This is a genomic window from Listeria grandensis (assembly GCF_014322885.1).
In the GTDB taxonomy this organism is placed as follows: domain Bacteria; phylum Bacillota; class Bacilli; order Lactobacillales; family Listeriaceae; genus Listeria_A; species Listeria_A grandensis.
In genome coordinates, this window is the sequence record NZ_JAASUG010000005.1 from 240,636 (window position 1) to 263,435 (window position 22,800).

The window sequence follows — 22,800 nt, forward strand, 5'->3', positions numbered from 1 at the left end:
AAAATGCTTACGATCAGATTATTATACATATGGAAGATACCTCGTTTTGGAAGGATTAGAAACTAAGAAAGCAAGGGGGGCTTGCAACTGATGTCAGGTTTTTTTCAGAAAAGAATGCTAAAATATCCTTTGTATGGGCTAATAGCAGTTGTACTCGTCCTGACAGTTGTCACTTTTTATTATAAGTGGTGGTTGGCGGTACTTTTATTTGTCGCTGTTACATCGCTCGTTATATTGTTGTTTTTCATGGAGAACCGGTTGAATAAAGAGGTTCAATTATATATTTCTAACTTGTCGTATCGGATTAAGCGCAGCGAGGGTGAGGCGCTAGTTGAGATGCCGATGGGGATTTTATTATATGATGAGAATTATAATGTGGAATGGTTTAACCCGTTCATGGCGAAATATTTTGGACAGGATGATGACATTTTGGGGTCGTCATTGGCTGATGTTGGGCCGGAGTTTTTGACGGTGATTCGCGGGGAAGAGGATCAAGGGATTCAGTCGATTGCGTGGCGGGAGCACCGTTTTGATACGATTGTGAAACGGAAGGAACGCATTATTTATCTGTATGATCGGACGGAGTACTATGATTTGAATACGCGTTATCAAGCGGATAAATCGGTTTTTGCGATTATTTTTCTGGATAATTATGATGAGTGGACGCAAGGCATGGATGACCGTAGACGTAGCGCGCTAAACAATTTGGTGACATCGATGTTGACGAACTGGGCAAAGGAACACCGGATTTATTTGAAACGGATTTCCTCGGATCGCTTTATTGCCTTTTTGACGGAGGCGCAGTTGGATCGGTTGGAAGAGGAGAAATTCCAGATTCTTGACCGGATTCGTGAACGGACGTCGAAGCAGAATATTCCGTTGACACTGAGTATCGGGATTGGTTACAAAGAGGATGACTTGATTGATTTGGCGGACCTTGCGCAGTCGGGGCTTGATTTGGCGCTCGGCCGTGGTGGGGATCAGGTCGTGATTAAGCAACCTGAAGGACAAGTTCGCTTTTATGGTGGAAAAACGAATCCGATGGAGAAAAGGACGCGGGTTCGGGCGCGAGTTATCTCGCAGGCGCTTCAGGAACTCATTACGCAGAGCGATCAAGTTTTTGTGATGGGGCATCGTTATCCGGATATGGACGTTGTTGGTTCGAGCCTCGGCGTGATGAAAGTCGCTGAAATGAATGAGCGGCAAGGTTATGTTGTTGTCGAGCCTGGCAAAATGAGTCCGGATGTCCAGCGCCTAATGCGGGAAATTGAGAAGTATCCAGACGTGATTCGTAACATTATCACGCCACAGGCTGCACTCGATACGATTACGGATAAGAGCTTGCTCGTTGTGGTCGATACGCACAAACCGTCGATGGTTATCAATCGTGAATTGCTTGAAACCGCGGCACATGTCGTAGTCGTCGATCACCATCGCCGTTCTGAAGAATTTGTCGAGAATCCAGTCCTTGTCTACATCGAGCCGTATGCTTCTTCGACAGCGGAACTGGTAACCGAGCTTTTTGAATACCAACCAGCCACAGAAAAAGTCGGCAAAATTGAAGCGACAGCGCTCCTTTCGGGGATTGTGGTCGATACGAAAAACTTCACGCTTCGCACGGGTTCGCGGACCTTTGATGCAGCGAGTTATTTACGCTCACTTGGCGCGGACACCGTTCTTGTACAGCAATTTTTAAAAGAAGATATTGAAACGTTTAAGCAACGCAGCCGTTTGGTGGAGTCACTCGAAGTGTATCATGACGGCATGGCGATCGCGATTGGTCGTGAAGATGAGGTGTTTGGCACGGTCATTGCGGCTCAAGCGGCAGACACGATGTTGTCGATGGAAAGCGTTCAGGCCTCATTTGTCATTACACTGCGTCCCGACAAGATGATCGGCATCAGCGCGCGTTCCTTAGGCGAAATCAACGTCCAAGTCATTATGGAAAAACTGGGTGGCGGTGGACATTTATCCAATGCGGCAACCCAGATGAAAAATATTACGATTAGAGAAGCAAAACAACAACTTTTACAAGCCATCGATGCTTATTGGAAGGGAGAAAACTAAGATGAAAGTTATATTTTTAAAAGACGTAAAAGGAACTGGTAAAAAAGGTGAAGTCAAAGAGGTAGCAGAAGGTTACGCGCAAAATTTTCTTATCAAAAAAGGCCTTGCGACACCAGCGACGAGCAGTAACATGAGCGCGTTAGAGGGTCAGAAAAAGAAAACAGAAAAAGAAGCAGCACAAGAACTTGCGGACGCGAAAGCACTCAAAGAAACCGTTGAGAAATTAACAATTGAACTTAAAACAAAATCAGGCGAAGGCGGCCGACTTTTCGGATCCATTACATCCAAACAAATCGCCCAAGCCCTTGAAAAAGACCATAAAATCAAAGTTGACAAACGTAAAATCGACCTTCCAGAACCAATTCGGGCACTCGGTCACACAAAAGTTCCAGTAAAACTACACCATGAAGTAGTCGCGACAATCGATGTGCACGTAAGCGAAGAATAAAGAAAACTCAGGAAAACCTAGTTTTCGTGACTAGTCACCAAACAGAGCGGGGAGGGATTTGAGAGTGGAAAACCTGCAAGATCGCACACCACCTCAAAATGTCGAGGCCGAGCAAGCGGTTTTAGGTGCAGTATTTCTGCAACCCGAGGCGCTGATTACGGCTTCCGAAATTTTAATGCCCGATGATTTTTATCGTCAGGGACACCAACTCATTTTTCAGGCGATGCTTGAACTGAGCGACCAAGGAAAAGCGGTTGATGTTGTAACGATTTATGAGGCATTAGCATCCACCGGTAAGATTGAAGATGTCGGTGGTTTGCCTTATTTGACCGAATTATCTGGAGCGGTTCCGACCGCAGCCAATTTAGAGTACTACGCTCACATTGTAGAAGACAAGGCTTTGTTGCGTAGGCTGATTCGTACTGCGACACAAATCGCGACGGACAGCTATGCACGCGAAGATGAAGTGGAAACACTTATGGACGAGGCCGAAAAAAATATCTTGGAAGTTTCCTCCCGTAAAAATGTCGGAGCTTTTAAGAACATTAAAGATGTCCTCGTCAAAACGTATGATGATATCGAGATTCTTCACAATCGAAAAGGCGATATTACTGGGATTCCAAGTGGGTTTAGCGCGCTAGATCACATGACGGCGGGCTTTCAGCGTAACGATCTGATTATTGTTGCCGCTCGTCCGTCCGTTGGTAAAACCGCTTTTGCTTTGAATATCGCACAAAATGTGGCGACGAAAACGGATGAGAATGTTGCGATTTTTAGTCTCGAAATGGGAGCGGAGCAACTCGTGATGCGGATGCTTTGCGCAGAAGGGAATATCAACGCGCAGAATTTACGGACAGGGTCCTTAACCGCTGATGACTGGCAGAAACTGACGATCGCGATGGGTACACTGTCGAATTCGGGTATTTATATCGATGATTCACCTGGTGTGCGTGTGAATGAGATTCGTTCCAAATGCCGTCGCTTGCAACAGGAAGCTGGGCTTGGTATGATCGTCATCGATTACTTACAACTTATCTCAGGAAGCGGACGTAATGGTGGAGAAAATAGACAACAAGAAGTTTCCGAAATTTCACGTTCTCTAAAAGCCCTTGCGCGGGAATTAAAAATCCCGGTCATTGCGCTCTCTCAGTTGTCTCGTAGTGTGGAGTCGCGTCAAGATAAGCGCCCAATGATGTCTGACATTCGGGAATCAGGATCAATCGAGCAAGATGCCGACATTGTAGCTTTCCTATATCGTGATGATTACTACGATCATGAAAGTGAAAATGATGGCACAATCGAAATTATCATTGCCAAGCAGCGTAATGGACCAGTTGGCACCGTACAGTTGGCGTTCGTCAAGGAATACAATAAGTTCGTTAACCTTGAAGTGAGGTACGATGACTCCCAAGTTCCACATGGGGCCTGAAGCAGTTGAAAGATCAACCATGATCTTTCAACTGCTTTTTTAGATCTTTATTTTTAATAAGTATTTAATGTTACTTTAGTTCCTGTTCGAGATGAGGGGATGGGAGCTGTTCTACCGTTGTATACTCTCGACTATTTACTTTTCAAATACCTTTTGAATGCTTATGTATATTATCTTACATAAGATTTCATGAGATTTTTTTCTAAATTCATTGGAACGATTGGTTGATTCATGTTATAATGAATATATATAAATAGCACTTTTTTGTTAGGTTTTTGTTGGTACTTTAATTTTAACAAAGAGTGCTATTTTTGCGTGCTTATTTCTGTATGTGTGAAAAAAAGTGAGAACGCTTGGGGAGCTCCAGATCTTGTTGTTCAAGCTTCCTCTCAGCAATATCTATTTGTACGTGTAGATGCCCGCATGATCAACTGAAAAAATGATGCAAAGTGAAATTAAAAACGATCACCCGATAAAATAGAGGCAGATCAGTGGAGCGAATACTTCAAGAATTGGATCGGACACGAGGCTGTATTAATTATTATGTTATGGCACTTTCTTCAGAAAGAAACGGTTAGTTGCGACCACGAATCAGACAATTTGTTTGAAAAAAATAGAAAAGAGTACAAACGAGATATTGATAAGCATCAAGTATGGCAATGGTGTTGCATACTCGAAAGGGATATCGGTGTATTGCGAATAGTGGCATTTCATATCATGAATGTACAGATAAATACCCGGTGTCTATTAGATATCAGCATACCTTCAAAAGGTATACGGGGCACTTACTAAAGCTATTGAACCGCTGTATACCGAATGGTACATACGGTTGTGTGATAGGGTCGTGTCTAGTGAAATCCTATTTTGGAAAACTGTAACAAAATCTATGAAATTTGGGCTCGAAAACAGGAAATATGTTATTTTTTTGCTTGTGAAAGATGGTAAGGTTAAAACAAGGACGAGACGACAGAAAAAGATAGGAGGGAGAAAAATGCAAGATATGCTAACGGAGCTATATAGTCACCGCGTGATTCGTCGTCGATTTAGTTACGAGCGTTTTCTGGATACACTATTGGAAAACCGTGTACCATACGAGAAGCGAAATGTGGCTAAACAGACAATCCTTGTGTCCGAGAGGGAACCTGATCCATCTGTTTTCTTTATCGAGAAAGGTACGGTTTCACTAGAACGTGAAGATCAAATAATTGCTTTTTTAGGGGCGAATCAGATTGCTGGCCTCAGTAATACGTTCATTATTGATGAAAGTTTATATACTTTTCGAGCACAGGAGAAATGCAGTTTATATGTATTTCCGAGAGGGGCAGTGGTTGAGTTGCTGCTAAGTATGCAAGAAGGGTGGATCTATCTGTATATGAATCACTTGAATCATGATGGGATGTTAGTGGATAAATGCTTAATAATGCGCGAGCCTAGCGAGCTTAGATTAAAGCATTGTATTAGAGGATTGATGCGACGGTTTGGTACTCGGCGTGAAGATGTCATAGAATTGCCGAAATGTTTTAGCAAGAAGGTGATTGCGAATTACGCTAATGTAAGTACAAAGACTGTCGCACAGACATGGAAGCAGTGGGGTGAGGACGGTTATATTGATGCAGATGCCAATCATTTTGTGTGCCGATCAACAGAGTTTTTACAATTATAGAAAAGGAAAAACGAGTCAAGGAGCTATTGATTAAGCTTTATGGCTCGTTTTTGTTGTTCTATAAGGCGAATGTCATGGTATAGTCATCCATGATGAAGCCGGAACCAACATCGGTGATTAAGGCTCTTTCGATGATGAAACCCATTTTTTTGTAGGCTTCGATTGAGTTGGTGTTGTACTTATTGACGAACAAGCGAATGGAAGACAGGCCGTGTGCTTTGGCGAATTGAGTGACCTCGGCGAATAGTTGTTTACCGATTCCTTGTTTATGATAGGCAGGGTCGATGTATAATTTGCTCAAAAATAGTTCGTTATCTTTTTTGTAAAAGGCGGAGTAGCCCACGAATGATTGGTTTTTAAATGCCATTAGATAGGTTGTGCCGCTTTTGATTTCATCATAGATTGTATCAGCGGATTGAAATTTGGACAACATGTAGTCGATCTGTTCTTCAGTGATAATTGAAGGGTAGTGTTCATGCCAAATATGATGGGCTAGCTCGGAAATGTGGGTTGCGTCTTCTTTTGATTTAGCGATTTTGATATGCACTCTAAAAACTCCTTTATTTAAGTCTGATAACATCGTAGCATATTCGGAATTTATAATGAAGAAAGTTGCACTAAAAAATAAACCAAACTCCTTTCTCTGAGTATCCATTTGGCACTTCAGAGGGGAGCTTGGTTTTGTTATATTTATTTAATTACAAAAAGACTATTACCATTTGCGCCTGGTGCCCATGTTATATCACCATAGTTTTGGTGAGTGATAACAACTTTATATTCTTTGCCATTGTAAGAAACGATGTCTCCAGCTGTGTAAAGAATTGGTGCTGTAAATGTACCTAGTTTCCATTCGTTCTCTGGGTTGCCTACGGTTGTCGTTACGAGTAAATGATTGCTTTCATCAGATAGGTTGCCGCTTGTATCTTCAGCTACTACATGATAGCTGTAAGCTGTTGCTGCTGATAAGCCTGTATCTTCAAAGCTGGTCTTGTTTGTAGTCATGATTTTCTTGTTATCGCGGTAAACATGGTAGGCTTTTACTTCCACGTTATCCGAAGATTTGCCCCACATTAAGTTCACGGAATTAGCTGTTTCACCCATTGAGTGTAGATGACTTGGGTTTGTTGGTTTTTCAGTGTCTTCTGCTGGGATTTCTAGTGTTTTAGCTGTTAAAGTTGGGCTCATTTCAGATTTATTTCCTGCAAAATCTACGGCTTGAATTGTGTATTCATAAGCAGTGTCGCTAGTCAGGCTTTCATCAGTGAAAGTTGTTGTTGCTGTAGTATCGATTTGCTTGCCATCACGGAAAATTTTGTACTCTTTCACGCCTTTATTATCGGATGCCTCGTCCCATGAAAGGTTGATTGAGCTTGTTGTTGCGCCAGTTTGTTTTAAGTTTTTAACTTGTGTTGGTGCTTCCGTGTCTTCTTCTGGAATACCGTCATTTTGTAGATTAACGTCGATGGCTTGATAGAAGGCATTTCCTGTGTTAGATACGTCCCAAACGGCAAGGATGACATGGTAACCTGAGCGATCTGTTGGAACGTTGATGCTATGTGTTGGGTTTGTGTCTGATAATGACTCATCGTGGTCGACTGTACCAATAAGTTCAAGGTTCTCTCGTTTTAGTGCTTCATTGGGATTCCAGCCTTTTTTTGTAATGTAATAATGCCATTTAGTTGTTGCGTGCGGTGTTGTGTATTTCCATGTGAAAGTGTTCATGCCACCGGTCATATTATTTTTTACCCAGCGATCCTCGGTTTGGTCATCGAGTACATAGTCTCCGATTTTGCCATCACCTGATGCAATGTGACCATCTTGTGGACCTGCAAATGGGAATCCTTTTGTTGTTTCCACACCTTGTGGGTTAGTGATTGATTGACCATAGCTTTTGTAGGCAGCGGCATAATTTTCTAGTGATAGTAAGCTACCTGTGTAGGCACGGCTGGCTGGTTTTTCAACATATCCGTGAGCCTCTGCTTTTTCTCCACCAAAAATCATAAATCCTGCTACGCAAGCTGTGCTTAAAACGGACAACTTTGCGACGGTTTTAAAAGAATGTTTTTTCATTGTTTCTCCTTCTTAACTTTTATTTTTTGCCGTTATGGCTAAGTCTAGGTTACTTTGTTTCTGTAGAGGACTCAATGGCTTTTCGTAGAATGTAGGGGAAAAAACTGTATATGTGTCATTATTACTTATATTTGAAGGTAGACAAAACACATAAAAATAGACTTATCATAGGACTTGCGTGCGTGTTATTGATTTTCAAAATGGAGACCGATATACTGAGAATGAAAACGAATACAAAATTGGCAGGAAAGTGTTTTGGGATAGGTGAGAGGGGCGAGATTTGATGAAGAAAACGGCGTACATAATTTCACATTCGCATTGGGATCGGGAGTGGTTTTTACCATTGGAGACGTTGCGTTATAAGTTGGTAACGTTACTCGATGAGACGGCGGATTTGTTGGAGAATAAAGCGGGATTTGATTACTTTCATTTGGATGGGCAGACAATTATGTTGGAGGATTATTTGGCGGTGAAGCCTGGGGAGCGAGCGCGGATGGAACGCTTGGTTCGTGACGGGAAACTGCGGGTTGGTCCTTGGTATATGTTGCAGGATGCGTTTTTGACGAGCAGTGAGGCGAATGTGCGGAATTTGCTTTATGGGATGCAGGATGCGCGGGCGTTTGGCGCGGTTGAGAAAATTGGTTATTTTCCGGATACGTTTGGGATTTATGGGCAGGCGCCGCAACTGGTGAAGCAGGCTGGGATGGATGCGGTGATTTTTGGGCGGGGTGTGAAGCCGACTGGATTTAATAATCAGGTTTTTGAGGGCGGTTACACGTCGCCGTTTTCGGAAATGTTTTGGCAGGCGCCGGATGGGACGCGGGTTTTAGGTGTTTTGCTGGCGAATTGGTATTCGAATGGGAATGAGATTCCGACGGGGCGCGAGGATGCGTTGGCGTTTTGGGATAAAAGATTTGCGGATGTGGAAGGTTATGCGTCGACGGGGGCGTTGCTGTTTTTGAATGGGTGTGATCATCAGCCGGTGCAGGTGGACTTGCCGGAGGCGCTGGATGTGGCGCGGGAGTTGTATCCGGATGTGGAGTTTAAGCATAGTCATTTTACGGAGTATGTGACGGAATTGCGGAAATTGTTGCCGAGTGAGGATTTGCAGGTGATCAAGGGGGAGCTTACGAATCAGCGGACGGATGGCTGGTCGACGCTTGTGAACACGGCCTCGTCGCGGATGTATTTGAAGCAGGCGAATCAGCGGGTGCAGCAGTTGCTTGAGAAGCAGGTCGAGCCGATTGCGGTGATGGCGATGCGGACTGGGACGGCGGCGTACCCGGAGGAGTATTTGAAGTTTACATGGAAGTTGCTGATGGAGAATCAGATTCATGATAGTATTACGGGCTGTAGCGTGGACGCGGTGCATCGGGAGATGGAGACGCGGTTCATGAAGGCGGAGCAGGCGGCGCGCGCGATTCTGGACGATAAGGTGGCGCGGATTGTGCGGCAGGTGGACACGACGGCAAAATTTGATGGGGAGGCTGTACCGGTTGTGGTGTTTCATACGTCGGGTTATGCGGCGACGCGGGTTGTGACGGTGGATGTGGAGCTTTCGCGGACGTATTTTGCGGAGATGCCGTTTGAGGAGATTCCAGCATATTTGGATGGCTTGCCGAGTGTGCATTTGGAGGTTCGGGACGTGGATGGGAACTTGGTGGATGCAGACGTGACGGAGCTTGGGATGCAGTTCGATTATGAGTTGCCGGATCGGGCGTTTCGTAAGCCGTATTTTGCGAGGCGCTACCTGGTGAGCTTCGTTGCGGAAGACTTGCCGCGATTAGGTTTTGCGACGTATTTTGCGGTGCCGGTGGCGGATGAAAAAGTAACGGTAAGTGGTGAAAAAGACGCGAAACGGTTAGAAAATCAATTTTTGCAAGTAGATATTGCGGAGAACGGGACGTATTCGGTGTGTTGCAAGAAGTCGGGAGCGATTTTTGCGGGGCTCGGGGCATACGTGGATCAGGGTGATATTGGGAACGAATATATGTTTAAGGAAACGGGTGACGGGGTGCGTGTCTCCACGGAAGATTTGTTGGCGGAATGTGTTGTGCTTGAGAGCTCGCCAGCTCGTAAAACCGTGGAAGTGACGCATCGGATGATATTGCCGGAAAGTGCGGATGTGGCGTCGTTTGCAGATGAGAAGGCGCGCGTTGTTTGGCATCCAGGGCGGGTGTCGCCGAGATCAGAACGGATGCGAGAATTTATTGTGCACACGAGGCTGACGTTGGAAACAGGTGCGCGGGCGTTAAAAGTCGATGTGCGGATGGAGAACAAGGTCGCTGATCACAGATTGCGCGCGATTTTCCCGACTGGAACGACGCGTGCGACGCATTTTGCGGACAGTGTTTTTGAGATTGTGGAACGGCCGAATCAGGTGAGCGAGGAGTGGCAAAATCCGAGTAATGATCAGCGTCAGCAAGCATTTGTAGCGCTGGGGGGCTTGATGGTGGTGAATCGTGGGTTGCCGGAATATGAGGTCGCTGCGGATGGTTCGGAGATTCGTTTGACGATGCTACGCGCGAATTCGGAGATTGGTGACTGGGGCAACTTCCCGGCTCCTGAAGCGCAGTCGTTTGGTGAGCAAGTCGCGTCATTTTACGTGATGCCGTATGTGGAGGAGGAGCTTCGGACGGAGGGTGCGAAGTGGGCGTACGAGTATCAAATGGATCCGTTTGCTGTGCAGGCAGAAGGGCAGCATGATGGCAGGCTTTCGGGGCGCACAGATTTTGCGATGTGGGATGATGCGCCGGGTCTTATTTTTTCTAGTTGGAAACGGGCGACGAGTCAGGACGCGGAAATTTTGCGATTTTATAGTGTGGCGGAGGGCGAGCAAAAAATCACGTTACACGATGCGATGCGCAAAACAACGATTTTGGAAGCGGCGAATCCGGATGCTGAACTGGAAAAAAGCTGGGCCGTTGCACCGAGTGAAATTATAACGTGGAGAAATGAGGATGCGAAATGATGACGAAACATGTGCCGAAAAGTTTTCAGAAAATGATGGACTTGGTTGCGGAGACTTTCCCAGAACATGAAAAATTACAGAAAATGTTCGGGCAATGCTTTTTAAATACGTATATGACGACGCTGACGGAGACAAAAGAAGGTTTGCCGTTTGTGATTACAGGAGATATTCCGGCGATGTGGTTGCGCGATTCTACGAGCCAAATTCGTCCGTATTTGATGGTGGCTGAAGATGATCCGGAAATGGCGGCTATTATTGCAGGGCTTGTGAAGCAGCAGATGCGTTTTATTCAGCTTGATCCGTATGCGAACGCGTTCAATCAAGAGGCGAATGGGAAAGGTTTTCAGGCGGATAAAACGGAAATGTCGCCGCACGTTTGGGAGCGCAAGTACGAGATCGATTCGCTTTGCTATCCGATTCAATTGGGATACTTGTTGTGGAAAAGTACGGATGACACGGCGCATTTTGATGCAGATTTCCGTCAGGGTGTGGCGGCGATTTTGGATGTATGGAAAACCGAACAGTACCATGAAATGCAGTCACCGTATTCTTTTGAACGTGCGGATGTACGCCAGTCCGATACACTCAATCGCGATGGGAAAGGTACGGAAGTGGCGTATACAGGCATGACGTGGAGCGGATTCAGACCGAGCGATGACGCCTGTCTTTACGGCTATCTGGTGCCAAGCAACATGTTTGCCGTCGTCGCGCTAGGCTATTTGCAAGAAATCAACGCAACTTGCTGGCAAGATGCAACGCTAGCAACACAAATCACGACATTAAAGGTCGAAATTGAACGCGGTATCCAAGCATTCGCCGTACAAGAGCACCCCTATCACGGCCCGATGTACGCCTACGAAGTCGATGGAACCGGACGCAAAAATTTCATGGATGACGCCAATGTACCGAGTTTACTTGCAGCCCCATATCTCGGTTACGGCGAGTTCACCGATCCAAAATACTTAGCAACACGCGATTTCATTTTGAGTCGAGAAAATCCATTTTACGTCGAGGGCACAGAACTAACGGGAATCGGTAGCCCGCATACGCCAGACCATTACGTTTGGCCAATTGCGCTCAGCGTCCAAGGCATGACAGCGACATCAGTATCCGAGAAACGAGCGATTCTAGAAATGCTCGTGGCAACAGACGGCGGCACAGGATTCATGCACGAAGGCGTCAACGCAAGCAATCACCACGAGTATACCCGCGAATGGTTCGCCTGGTCGAACGCAATGTTCAGCGAGTTCGTCCTCAGCCTATGCGGCGTCTGCGTCAAAGGTTCCCCACTTGCCAAAATGACAAAATAAAAATATGCGAAGAGTGCGCCAAATCAGGCTCGCTCTTTCGTTCTAGGAGTTGTCTAAGTATGAACAAAGTAGAAAAAATGGATAAATTCTTCGTCGCCAGCCAGTGGCTCATTCGCTTCGTTTGGGCAAACTTGATCTGGATGTTTCTGACGATACTTGGCCTAGGCATTTTCGGCTTCATGCCAGCAACCGCAGCACTTTTCACGGTCACGCGTAAATGGTCGCAAAAAGAAATCGATATCGCTATTTGGCCAACCGCTTGGAAAGCCTATAAAAAAGCCTTCATCGAAACCAATATCGCCGGACTCTGTTTTGCTGCGATTCTCGGATTCCTATACATCGATCTTCGCATTGTGTTTTCGACAATGAGCGGCTTAGCATCAAGTCTGCTCTATTTTTTCCTATTCTTCCTTTTCGCGATGACATTACTGGCGCTCGTCAATTATTTTTCCGTGTACGCGCATTTCATCTATCCACTACGAGGCTATGTGATGCAGTCCTTCTTGCTCGCCTTCACCAGCTGGAAAACCTCACTGCTCCTCATCGCTGGTTTTGGTATTGCGGCCTATTTAATCGCCCAAGTTCCAGCGCTTGTCCTCTTTATTTCTGGTGTTTTACCAGCTTATTGGGTTATGAAAGTAAACCTGATCCGTTTTCAAAAAATGCAAGCAAAAATGACAGCCCAATCAGCGTAAGGTATGGCATAATGGAGGCAAGGGGGTGTTTTCAAAGATGAGCACGAATAAGCGGAAACGGCGCATTTTCCAACGGATGTTACTAATATTCTCCTTAACATCATTATTCACCGTTGGACTGTTGCTTTTTTTTATATCGCGATACTACACCAATATAAAAGTCGATGCCGTGTTGCAAGAAACGAAAGCGGTTTCAGAGGCGCAACTTGTCGCCGTCGATCGGAAAGCAACCGCGCTGGTGGCGATGACACAAGAAATTTACAAAAACAGTGATCTCATGAACGACGTCCAGATTGCGATGACACACGATTACGCGGACTACATTCGGCAAAATATCGACAACTATTACGCCAAACAAGGCTTTTACAGCGTAGATTTGCAGAGTTTTCTCAGATCCTATTTTACATATGATGACGATGTGATCGCGGTGCAACTCGTGTCAGCGGACAAAGAATTCACGTATACTTTTCCGACAAATTATGGAAAATGGCAACCAATCTTCGAAAAATACGGCGAGAAAAAACTACTCCAAGCAGTATCACGCAAAAACGACATTTTTCGATTAAATTCGAGCCTCGTATTTAAGCAAGTCATCAACGATCCGAGTACGCTGCAGCCGTTAGGAACCGTGCTGATGTATACCGATCCCAAATTTCTTAGTAACCTCATCCCAAAAGCAAAAGAAGCGACCACATTTGCCGTTATGAATAACGAAAAGGAACGCCTGTACAGCAATCACAAGCTTCCAGACATTACAGCCACGAACGCGAAAAATGCCTACAGACAAGGTAGTGGCTACCTCCAAACGACGGAACAGCAAGCATCTGGTGTCTTCGGTCAAGTCGTCGTCCCAGAAAGTCAAATTGGCGGTATTCCAGTACTTCAGTGGACCCTGTTTGGTGTCGGCGTTGGGCTCGTCCTTATCTCGATTGCTATTAATTTTTTCATTAGCAGACGCTACTCTCACCGCATCCAAGTCATCATTGACGGCATGGATCAAATGGAAAAAGGCGAGCTCCGTGCTAAGCTTCCCGTCGACGAACGCGAAGATGAACTCACGCTAATCAGTCAGAGTTTCAACAAGATGGGTGACAGTTTAAACGACTACATTAAGCAGGTTTACACGCTTGAAATCGAGGAACAAAAAGCCCAGTTAAAAGCACTACAAGGCCAAGTCGAGCCACATTTTCTCTACAACTCTTTGGAAGCCATCCGCATGCACGCGAGACTAGAAGGCGCGAAGGTGACCAGCAATATGATTTATCACCTATCCACGCTCCTTCGCTATACCGCGGACAACATCGAGATGGTCACGCTTGCCGATGAGGTAGGTTACGTCCGCCAATACCTCCAATTCATGGAACTTCGCTACCAACAAGAAGTCCCGTTTTTCCTAGAAGTCGAAGAACCACTATTGGAACACCCATTTTTGAAATTTACATTACAGCCACTCGTCGAAAATTTCTTCAAATACGCGCGGCATGAAGAGAAACGAACGAGCCTGACATTTAGCGCGAAACGGGTTGGTGACGGGCTCGAAGTGAAGATGCGCGACGATGGACTCGGAATTACAGACGAAAAAATGCGCCAAATACAGGGCAATTTAGCCGGCGAAAAAGGTGAGCAAGGCCACATTGGACTTGTTAACATTCACCGCCGCATCCAGCTTTATTTTGGAGAACGGTACGGACTCGAAATCACGAGCGCAAGAGGGCAAGGCACCGAAGTGACACTGCGCGTTCCGTACACATCTGAGGGGAGGAAAGACTATGTTGAAAATGCTTTTAGTAGATGACGAGCCGTTGATTGTGCAAGGTTTGCAGGCAGTGATTCGGGAATTTGATGAAGAAATCGAAATTATTGGAACGGCGAAAAACGGGATGGAGGCGCTGACGCATTTCGCGAACGAGCCGTGCGACCTCGTGATTACGGATATCAAAATGCCAAAAATGGATGGTTTACAGCTGATTGAGGCTTGGAAAAAGGAACAACCTGAGACGAAATTCATTGTTTTGTCGGGATTTCAGGAATTTGAGTATGTGAAACGGGGACTCGCAATCGGGATTGAGAACTATTTGTTGAAACCGCTGAACGAGATGGAGTTACTCGAAACAATCACGCAAATTAAAGAGAAGGTAGAAGCCGATTTTCAAGCGACGGGAGACGATGCGGCGTACTATATTTTGCGAGATAATGCACTTTGGCGTTGGCTGAATGACAGAATTGGAATGGAGGATTGGAAGGAACGGATGGCGCTTTATAAAATGCCGCTTGCCAAAGAAATGCGGACGGCACTCGTGTGGATTCAGCCGCTGTATGGCCAGGTGGATCGGACGGCGGACGGCTGGAAGAAGCTACAAAGCCATTTGCGTGCAGAATATCCTTTCATGTTGCTGAATCCAGAAGAAGAACTACTCATTGGTTTAATGGCAGAAGACGACGATGGAATTGCGGCGGATATCGCGACGGTATACGAAGAAATCAGCATCCTCATCGGCGTGGAGCAATGCTTCTTTTTGATGAGCGAAGTAGGAACAGGGACGGCCTATTTTCCGAAAGCATTCCGTGGGCTCGAACAACTACTCCAAGAACGCCTGGTCTCCTCACCCGGCACGCTCATTTCAGCAGATAAAATTTTACCGCATCGCTGGCGCCCGAATTTCAGCCAACATCAACTAGCGCGCGCCCTCGTTTTGCAAGAAAAAGAAAAGACGCTGACATGGCTCGACCACTTTTTCAGCGAATGGGAAGCACATCTTTACGAAAGCGACCCACACCAAGTCATCCGCGTGCTCAGCGAAGTCGCGCTGATGATGTCCGAATCCGATCCAGAGCAGCTACTAAAAGCGATCCGCAGACTTGACGGCGCGGCAACACCATGCGAACTCAAAACCACAATGCTGGAACTCATCCATCCATTTTTCGATCGGAACCAACACGACGACAACAGCAAAAGTCCGATTATCCAGAAAATTATTTCTTACGTCACTGAACACTTCACAGAAGGCATGTCACTCAAAACGCTAGGCGCCAAGTTCCACATCAACGCCGTCTACCTCGGTCAACTTTTCCAAAAAGAAGTCGGCAGCCATTTCACAGACTACCTCAATCAATACCGCGTCAACCATGCCAAAGAAGTCCTGATGACAACAAAGCAACCCGTGACAGCAATCGCTGAAGAATCAGGCTACACCGACATGGCTTATTTTTACCGCCAATTCAAGAAATATACAGGCTATACTCCAAATGGCTTTCGCAAAAAAGAGAAGGTGCAGTGACAAGAAAAGACGCGTCGTAGCTCACATAGTGAGGCAATATAGGTAGAATTTGCTAAGTTCAAAATGCCAAGCTATAATTGGATGTAGTGCGTGAAAAGGGAGGGGATGAAAATAAGTGCTCGTTTGAAAGTGCTATTTATTTTCTTAGGTCTTGTCATAGTGATAATACTGGGTTATGTGATATATAAAGATTACTACACGGATTTCATGCTATTTCTTGATCCCAAAGCAGACCGAGCCCATTTAATGGAAAGTATCCGTAGCCATAAATTAAAAGACGCGTTACTGTTAATAGCTTTGACCGCGGTCATGTGTGCTATACCAGGAGTCCCCAACTCCATTATTGGCATTTTTATCGGCGTATGTTTTGGTCCGTGGATCGGTGTTTTAATGAATGTTATCGGGAATATAACAGGAAACTTCATTGTTATCCTACTTTTACGCAAATTCGGTCTATCCAGCAAAACAAAAGATCCAGGGAAATTTATAACGAACATTTCTCACATGAAAAAGCCCACCGTTGGAATCACAGTAGGATATATGATACCAGTTATCCCTTCCGTTATCGTGAACTACACAGCAGTAAAATTAAAATTATCGCTTAAATCTCTTTTGTTAGCGGTGACAGTCGGTGTTTTACCTACCTCTTTTTTATACGCATTTGGGGGAGACGCCTTACTTAAAGGAAATACTAAAATCGCCATTCTATCCATTCTCTGTGTTGTTCTCCTTATCTTCCTTATGAAATTTATCCGAAAAGAACAAGTGAAAAGCAGTGCAGAAATGTAGTCTGGTAGTCTTAGAAACTATATAAAACAGGAGAGCGAGTGAAGTAGGATGACAGAAACAAAGATAAAACAAATTTTGGTGGCGTTTGACGGATCAGAGCAGTCTCAGGATGCATTTCAAGAAGCGATCCGGATTGCAAAATTCGAAAAAGCGAGTTTGATATTCCTGACCGTAATCAGCGAAATCATGCCGAATGACGATGAACTTTACTTACAGCTGGATGTACGTCCAGAAATCGACGACGTATATCGAGCGCTAGCAGAAAAAAGGCTAGAAACAATAACAGCCGAGCTTGATACAACGATAACATACAAAAATGAAGCGATACATGGAGACGCCAAAAGAAGTATTGTGGAATACGCGAAAGAAAACCAGGTTGATTTAATCGTAATCGGCGCAACAGGAAGAGGCGCGCTGGAAAGAAGGCTAATCGGCTCAACGACGGCATATGTAGTCAACCATGCCCCATGTAACGTTATGGTAGTGAAATAATACAAATAAACGCGATACAATCATTAGTACCAATGATTGTATCGCGTTTATTTTACAAAAAAGGATGGATAATCAACCCAAGAGAGCGAGCGGTCTATCCAGATACATGAATAATGCACTGCTTTCGTTATAACAAGTTATATTTCAAATCTACTCTAAATCGCCTACATGTGAAGTTGTTCGTCTTGTAGTCGTTTCATCCGTGTAGTCAAACGATAAAAGCGCCGTCTATTTTGAGTATCTAAAGCAAGATCAATTTCGTTTTGGATTCGTTCCATCCGTTTTTTCTGTGCGAGCATTGTCATGAAACAGTCGATGAACATATCCATAACGATTCTTTCGTTTTCGAGCTCCTTGTATTGTTGAGACATTGCTTCCGATATTTTTTTGGCAGACATGACAATCACTCCTTCAAAGTGTATTTTGTAAATTATTAATAGACAATACCTCGTTAAAGAAACAATGAAACATTTTATGGAAAAATATTTAGGGTGGTGGGGAATTGAAACATGTAAATCTATACTTTATTTTAGTGATTTTGAAAAATGATTTTTTTGTCTGTATTGTTTAAATAATAACGTTTTAAATATGGCTGAAATAAAGACAAAAGTATCTAATGGTACCCCTTAATGTAGACGTCTTTTTTTTATAGACGATAGTTGCTTTCCGCCTTTTTTGAGTAAATTATTGAATTCATTTATAGTATTCATGGTAGATAAAAAGAAGTGATAAGTATATTATTCTTTAAATTATATAATTTAAAGAATTGAAATTATATAATTAATTGCAAAAATAAAAATATTGACAATGTTACATTCTCAAGTTAAATTTACGTTGATAGCGCTATTATGAATGGAGTTCAAGAAAGAGGGGGAAGATACAATGAAAACTATTAAAAGGATAATTTCTATACTATTAATTTGTTCACTAACAGTGAGTCTGCTACCAATGCAAATGATGGCATCGGCATCGGTATCTTGGGGAACGCAGTTTATTACAGGTATCGATACTACTGATAGAAACGGGAATACTATCTCAGAAGCCCCTATAAATAGAAGCTTTAAGGTTAGATATGACTGGACAATACCAAATAGTATAGATGTTAAAGAAGGAAATACGATGAACATAACACTGCCAGAAGGACTTCAAACGACCCAAAATGATGTTATGGAGTTTAAAGCTGCGTCAGGTGCTGTTGTAGCAAGAGGACAAGCAACATCCCCTGGAGGTAAAAATTATAATGTAACATTTACGGACTATCCTGAAACACATTCAAATGTAAAGGGATACATTGAATTTTTCATACAGTTTGATTCAAGTGTACAACCCAACCAAAAAATAGAATTTGAAGCTTTGCCAGGTAAAAGCCCAGTGACAATAACAGCTATTACAGAGAATGAAGGAGAAGGTCCTCCTGGTGAGCCCGGACCTGTAGAGATAACAGTGGACTCTAGCTATAAGATGCGTTCGTACCAAGGGAATGGAATAATAGAGTGGTATATTTTTATTATTCCACCAAAATTCAAATCACTCCCAGCAGACCCAGGTTATTACGAACCGGTGTATAACGTTACACTAGAAGATAGTTACGGCGTAGGTCAAACGCTTATTTCAGACTCTGTTAAAGTTAGACAAGCATACGGAGTTAGAGGTGGATTCTATATAGAAAATAGACTTCCCGAGTTAAAAGTAACCAGACAGGATCCTGCTGCTAGGACTTTTGGATTGGATTTGGGGGACTTAGATGATGGTTACGGAAGGGAGATTACTTACAGAACCAAAATAACAGATGCAGATCAAGAAGCGTTTTATAACGAGGCAGCTATCAAAGGGGATGGATTTGAAAGAAAGATTGAAAGCACTTTACGAATTGAAGGTGGTACTGGTGGAGCTGAGGGCGAGCAAGCTGCTTTTACTGCCATCAAACAAGATACTGCTGGAAAACCTTTAGAAGGAGCTAGTTTTGATCTATATCGTATATCAGCGAGTGGTGGAGAAACAGAGATAGCGACCGGCTTAACATCAGATAAAGATGGTGTTATCAGCTACGAGAAACTCCGCTTTGGGACGTATGAGCTCCGTGAAAAAAGTGCACCTGAAGGATATAAACTGTTAGATGCACCATATCGCTTTGCTTTAGATTCTAGTGGTATGAACACATTAGCGATCCCAATTATTAATGAACTTGAAGAAATACCCGTCGGATCTGTAGAACTAAGCAAATACGATGAAGCAGACAAAAGCAAAGGATTAACAGGAGCGAAATTCGATTTATATAAAGGAACACCATCAGCAGGAAATATTCCAATCAGCTCGCATACAACGCCAGCGAATGGTATTGTGGCAGTCAATAATTTAGAATTTGGAGATTACTATTTTGTAGAGACAGAAGCACCGGATGGCTATGAGTTAGACGCAACACCAAGACCTTTCACGATCGGCGAAGATCAAGTGACGGTACCAGTTAAGTTGGGTGTTGCGAACAAAGCAATCGAAATACCAGTAGGATCTGTAGAGTTGATTAAGTACGATGAAGCAGACAAAAGTAAAGTTTTAGCAGGGGCATCGTTTGATTTATTCCGAGGAACGCCTGGTTCAGGAACACTGGTAGACAGTCATGTAACGCCAGCATCAGGGACATTCCACGTGAATAACTTAGAATTTGGAGATTACTATCTTGTAGAGACAAAAGCACCAGCAGGCTATGAGTTGGATGCCACACCAAGACCTTTCACGATCGGCGAAGACCAAGTAACGGTGCCATTTAAGTTGGGTGTTTCGAATAAAGCGATTGTTGATCCAACCATCCAAACCATCGCTTTTGAAACAGGCACAAATAGTAAAATTCTTTTCCCAGGAGAAGCCGCTGCAATCAGCGACCGTGTTTCTTACAGCGACTTAATCTCAGGTAAAGAATACCGCTTAAATGCAACGCTTCTAACAAAAGATGGCGCCTTGAAACTAACAACAGGACAAAAACAATTCACTGCAGCGAATGCAACAGGTCAAGAAGTAGTAGATTTAGCAGCATTTGACGCGACAGCTCTACGTGGACAACAAGTGGTAGTATTTGAGCAACTGATTGATGTAGCATCAGGTCTTATCGTCGCAACACACGAAGATTTAAATGATGCTGATCAAACCGTGGCCTTTGCTGACCCGCGTGGTGGGGTAGAATTTACAAAAGTAGATGCAGATACACAAAACCCGCTTGCAGGTGCAGAGTTTACACTGTATGAAGGTACGTCAGGTGCGCCAGGTAACGCTTTAGGCGTATATACAAGTGCCGCGACAACTGGGAAAGTAACAGTAAATGACTTACCATATGGTAACTACCACTTTGTTGAAACAAAAGCACCGAATGGTGGCTATATCTTAGATGGCAAGCCAATTGGTTTTGAAATTGTGAGTGATGCAGCCGTTTTAGAATTAGACAACGTGACAAATACACGTGATTATAAGCCGCAAATCGAAACGTTGGCTTTTGAAACAGGAACAAATAACAAAGAATTATATCCAGGCATGGCAACGCAAATAAGCGACCGTGTGACATATGAGCAATTAACACCAGGCAAAAACTATCGTCTAGAAGCAAAACTAATGACGAAAGATGGTCAAACGGTACTGACGCAAGGTACGAAGACATTTACAGCGACAACGGAGAATGGCGAAGAAGTCGTAGAATTAGACGGATTTGACGCACGTGCGTTGAAAGGGCAACAAGTCGTTGTATTTGAGCGTCTTATTGACACAACAACAGCAACAAATGCAGTTGTAGCAACACATGAAGATTTAAATGATGCGGATCAGACGGTAGCATTCCAAGTACCAGGTTTACAAACATTTGCCTTTGAAACAAACACCGGATTACAACATGATATTCATCCGCACCAAAACGTGGAACTTAGCGACCGCGTGGTGTACACGAACTTAAATCCAGGCGAGCGTTATACGCTAGAAGCAACCTTGGTAGATAAGTTAACCGGGAATATTGTTTTCACACAAGGTGCGCAGGAGTTCATCCCGACCGAAACATCTGGAGAAGTAACGGTACCACTTAACAATTTAGATGCGAGTGATTTAAAAGGTAATTCGTATGTTGTCTTTGAAGTGTTGAAAGATGAATCAGGACAAGTGATTGCGGAACACACGGATAAAGATAGTTTGACACAAACGGTATCCTTCATCGAGCCAAGCATCGGAACAGTGGCGCGTGATAAAGAAACGGGCGAAAGCAATGTACACGCTGGACCGATCACGATTGTCGATGAAGTACAATATCAAAACCTAGATACAACGCTAACGTATGATATCGAAGGAATTTTGATGGACAAAGCAACGAATCAACCATTATTGGTAGACGGAGAAACGGTAACAGCGACGAAAGCTTTCAGTCCAGCGAATACTAATGGCACGGAAGAGATCGAATTTACAGTAGACGCGTCCCAATTAAAAGGGAAAGACATCGTTGTGTTTGAAACATTGAAATTAAACGGTGCGGTAGTAGCGGAGCACCAAGATATTAATGATGCGAAACAAACGATTAAAGTCGTAGATCCAGCGATTGGAACAACACTACGTGACGAAGAAACAGCAACACAAACACCAAGTCCAGAAGAGGAAGTAACATTAGTAGACGTAGTCCAATACGAAAACTTAATCCCAGATCGTGCGTACACGGTGAAAGGAACCTTGATGGACAAATCTACAGAAGCACCACTCGTTATCGATGGTGCGCAAGTAGAAGCAGAAACAACCTTCACACCAGAAACAGCAAATGGCGAAGTAGAAGTGACATTCACTTTTAACGCCAAAGGTTTAGCCGGACAAGAAGTAGTAGCATTTGAAAGCCTGTATACTGACAACAAAGAAGTAGCCGTGCATACAGATATCAACGATGCGAATCAAACCGTAACATTCAAAACCCCAGAAATCGGTACAACAGCAACCGACCAGAACGGTGAAAAAGAACTCAATGCAGACAGCGAAACAACCATCATCGACGTCGTAGGGTACAAAGACTTAATCGCAGGTAAAGAATACACGTTACAAGGAATTTTGATGGACAAAGCAACAAACGCGCCAATTCTTGTAAACGGGGAAGAAGTACATGCAGAAACAACCTTCACACCAGAAGACACAGACGGTTCTGTAGAAGTAGCCTTCACATTTGACGCAAGTGACTTGTATGGTAAGGACATCGTTGTCTTCGAGAAATTAATGCGTAACGGTAAGGAAGTTGTCACTCATGAAGACATTAACGATGAAGGGCAGACAGTATTTATCAAAAACCCAGACATTGGCACAACATTGCGTGATGCAGAAACAGGTACACACAGCCCGAGCCCAGAAGAAGACATCAGCCTCGTAGATACAGTTCGTTATGAAAACCTGACACCAGGTCGTGAGTACACGGTGAAAGGAATCCTGATGGACAAATCTACAGAAGCACCGTTATTAGTAGATGGTGAGCAAGTAGAAGCAGAAACAACTTTCACACCAAAAACGGCAAATGGCGAAGTAGACGTAACGTTCACATTCAACGCCAAAGGTTTAGCAGGACAAGAAATCGTAGCCTTTGAGACGAT

At 44.1% G+C, this 22,800-nt stretch carries 15 protein-coding genes; 12 read left to right on the forward strand and 3 right to left on the reverse strand.

All coding sequences use genetic code 11. The features are described 5' to 3' along the window. The first annotated feature begins 90 nt into the window (after positions 1 to 90). The 4 genes from HCJ54_RS09035 (at position 91) to HCJ54_RS09050 (ending at position 5,607) form a co-directional block, all read left to right on the forward strand. Complete coding sequence (locus HCJ54_RS09035) at positions 91 to 2,067, forward strand: DHH family phosphoesterase (RefSeq protein ID WP_185525807.1); 1,977 nt, start codon at positions 91 to 93, stop codon at positions 2,065 to 2,067. A gap of 1 nt (position 2,068) precedes the next feature. Continuing rightward, positions 2,069 to 2,515: a 50S ribosomal protein L9 gene (gene rplI, locus HCJ54_RS09040; RefSeq protein WP_185409798.1), complete on the forward strand. Its 447-nt coding sequence runs from the start codon at positions 2,069 to 2,071 to the stop codon at positions 2,513 to 2,515. A gap of 58 nt (positions 2,516 to 2,573) precedes the next feature. Further along, complete coding sequence (gene dnaB, locus HCJ54_RS09045) at positions 2,574 to 3,944, forward strand: replicative DNA helicase (protein WP_376699096.1); 1,371 nt, start codon at positions 2,574 to 2,576, stop codon at positions 3,942 to 3,944. A gap of 991 nt (positions 3,945 to 4,935) precedes the next feature. Then, entirely contained in the window at positions 4,936 to 5,607 is a 672-nt protein-coding gene (locus HCJ54_RS09050; protein WP_185409795.1) for a Crp/Fnr family transcriptional regulator, read from the forward strand. A 58-nt stretch (positions 5,608 to 5,665) separates the two neighbouring features. On the opposite strand, the gene HCJ54_RS09055 is transcribed toward HCJ54_RS09050, so the two are convergent. Beyond that, a complete protein-coding gene (locus HCJ54_RS09055; protein WP_187137409.1) occupies positions 5,666 to 6,154 on the reverse strand; it encodes a GNAT family N-acetyltransferase in 489 nt (162 codons plus the stop codon). 143 nt (positions 6,155 to 6,297) lie between these two features. Continuing rightward, positions 6,298 to 7,677, reverse strand: coding sequence for a lytic polysaccharide monooxygenase (locus HCJ54_RS09060; protein WP_187137410.1), 1,380 nt, complete (start codon positions 7,675 to 7,677; stop codon positions 6,298 to 6,300). A gap of 280 nt (positions 7,678 to 7,957) precedes the next feature. On the opposite strand from HCJ54_RS09060, the gene HCJ54_RS09065 reads away from it, so the two are divergent. From HCJ54_RS09065 to HCJ54_RS09095, 7 genes are all read left to right on the forward strand, one after another. Next, positions 7,958 to 10,648, forward strand: coding sequence for an alpha-mannosidase (locus tag HCJ54_RS09065; RefSeq protein WP_187137411.1), 2,691 nt, complete (start codon positions 7,958 to 7,960; stop codon positions 10,646 to 10,648). Beyond that, on the forward strand, positions 10,648 to 11,958 hold the full coding sequence (locus tag HCJ54_RS09070; RefSeq protein ID WP_187137429.1) for a glycoside hydrolase family 125 protein: 1,311 nt from the start codon (positions 10,648 to 10,650) through the stop codon (positions 11,956 to 11,958). The genes HCJ54_RS09065 and HCJ54_RS09070 overlap by 1 nt, the downstream gene beginning before the upstream one ends. Positions 11,959 to 12,017: 59 nt before the next feature. Continuing rightward, positions 12,018 to 12,653 carry a YesL family protein gene (locus HCJ54_RS09075; RefSeq protein ID WP_185409791.1) on the forward strand — a complete coding sequence of 212 codons (636 nt, stop codon included), beginning with the start codon at positions 12,018 to 12,020 and terminating at the stop codon, positions 12,651 to 12,653. Between the two features lie 37 nt (positions 12,654 to 12,690). After that, positions 12,691 to 14,448 (forward strand): sensor histidine kinase, encoded by a 1,758-nt coding sequence (locus HCJ54_RS09080; RefSeq protein WP_187137412.1) that lies wholly within the window; start codon positions 12,691 to 12,693, stop codon positions 14,446 to 14,448. Further along, positions 14,423 to 15,931: a response regulator transcription factor gene (locus HCJ54_RS09085; RefSeq protein ID WP_187137413.1), complete on the forward strand. Its 1,509-nt coding sequence runs from the start codon at positions 14,423 to 14,425 to the stop codon at positions 15,929 to 15,931. The genes HCJ54_RS09080 and HCJ54_RS09085 overlap by 26 nt, the downstream gene beginning before the upstream one ends. Before the next feature lie 105 nt (positions 15,932 to 16,036). Then, on the forward strand, positions 16,037 to 16,720 hold the full coding sequence (locus HCJ54_RS09090) for a TVP38/TMEM64 family protein (protein ID WP_187137414.1): 684 nt from the start codon (positions 16,037 to 16,039) through the stop codon (positions 16,718 to 16,720). A gap of 48 nt (positions 16,721 to 16,768) precedes the next feature. Then, the gene (locus tag HCJ54_RS09095; RefSeq protein ID WP_187137415.1) at positions 16,769 to 17,212 is read left to right on the forward strand and encodes a universal stress protein; all 444 of its coding nucleotides are present in this window, start codon (positions 16,769 to 16,771) and stop codon (positions 17,210 to 17,212) included. Positions 17,213 to 17,376: 164 nt separating this feature from the next. Here HCJ54_RS09095 and HCJ54_RS09100 read toward each other — a convergent pair whose 3' ends face one another. Then, positions 17,377 to 17,610 (reverse strand): IDEAL domain-containing protein, encoded by a 234-nt coding sequence (locus tag HCJ54_RS09100; RefSeq protein WP_187137416.1) that lies wholly within the window; start codon positions 17,608 to 17,610, stop codon positions 17,377 to 17,379. 484 nt (positions 17,611 to 18,094) lie between these two features. Between HCJ54_RS09100 and HCJ54_RS09105 the strand changes: the two genes are divergently transcribed. Next, a partial coding sequence (locus HCJ54_RS09105; RefSeq protein WP_187137417.1) for a VaFE repeat-containing surface-anchored protein occupies positions 18,095 to 22,800 on the forward strand: 4,706 nt, incomplete at its 3' end.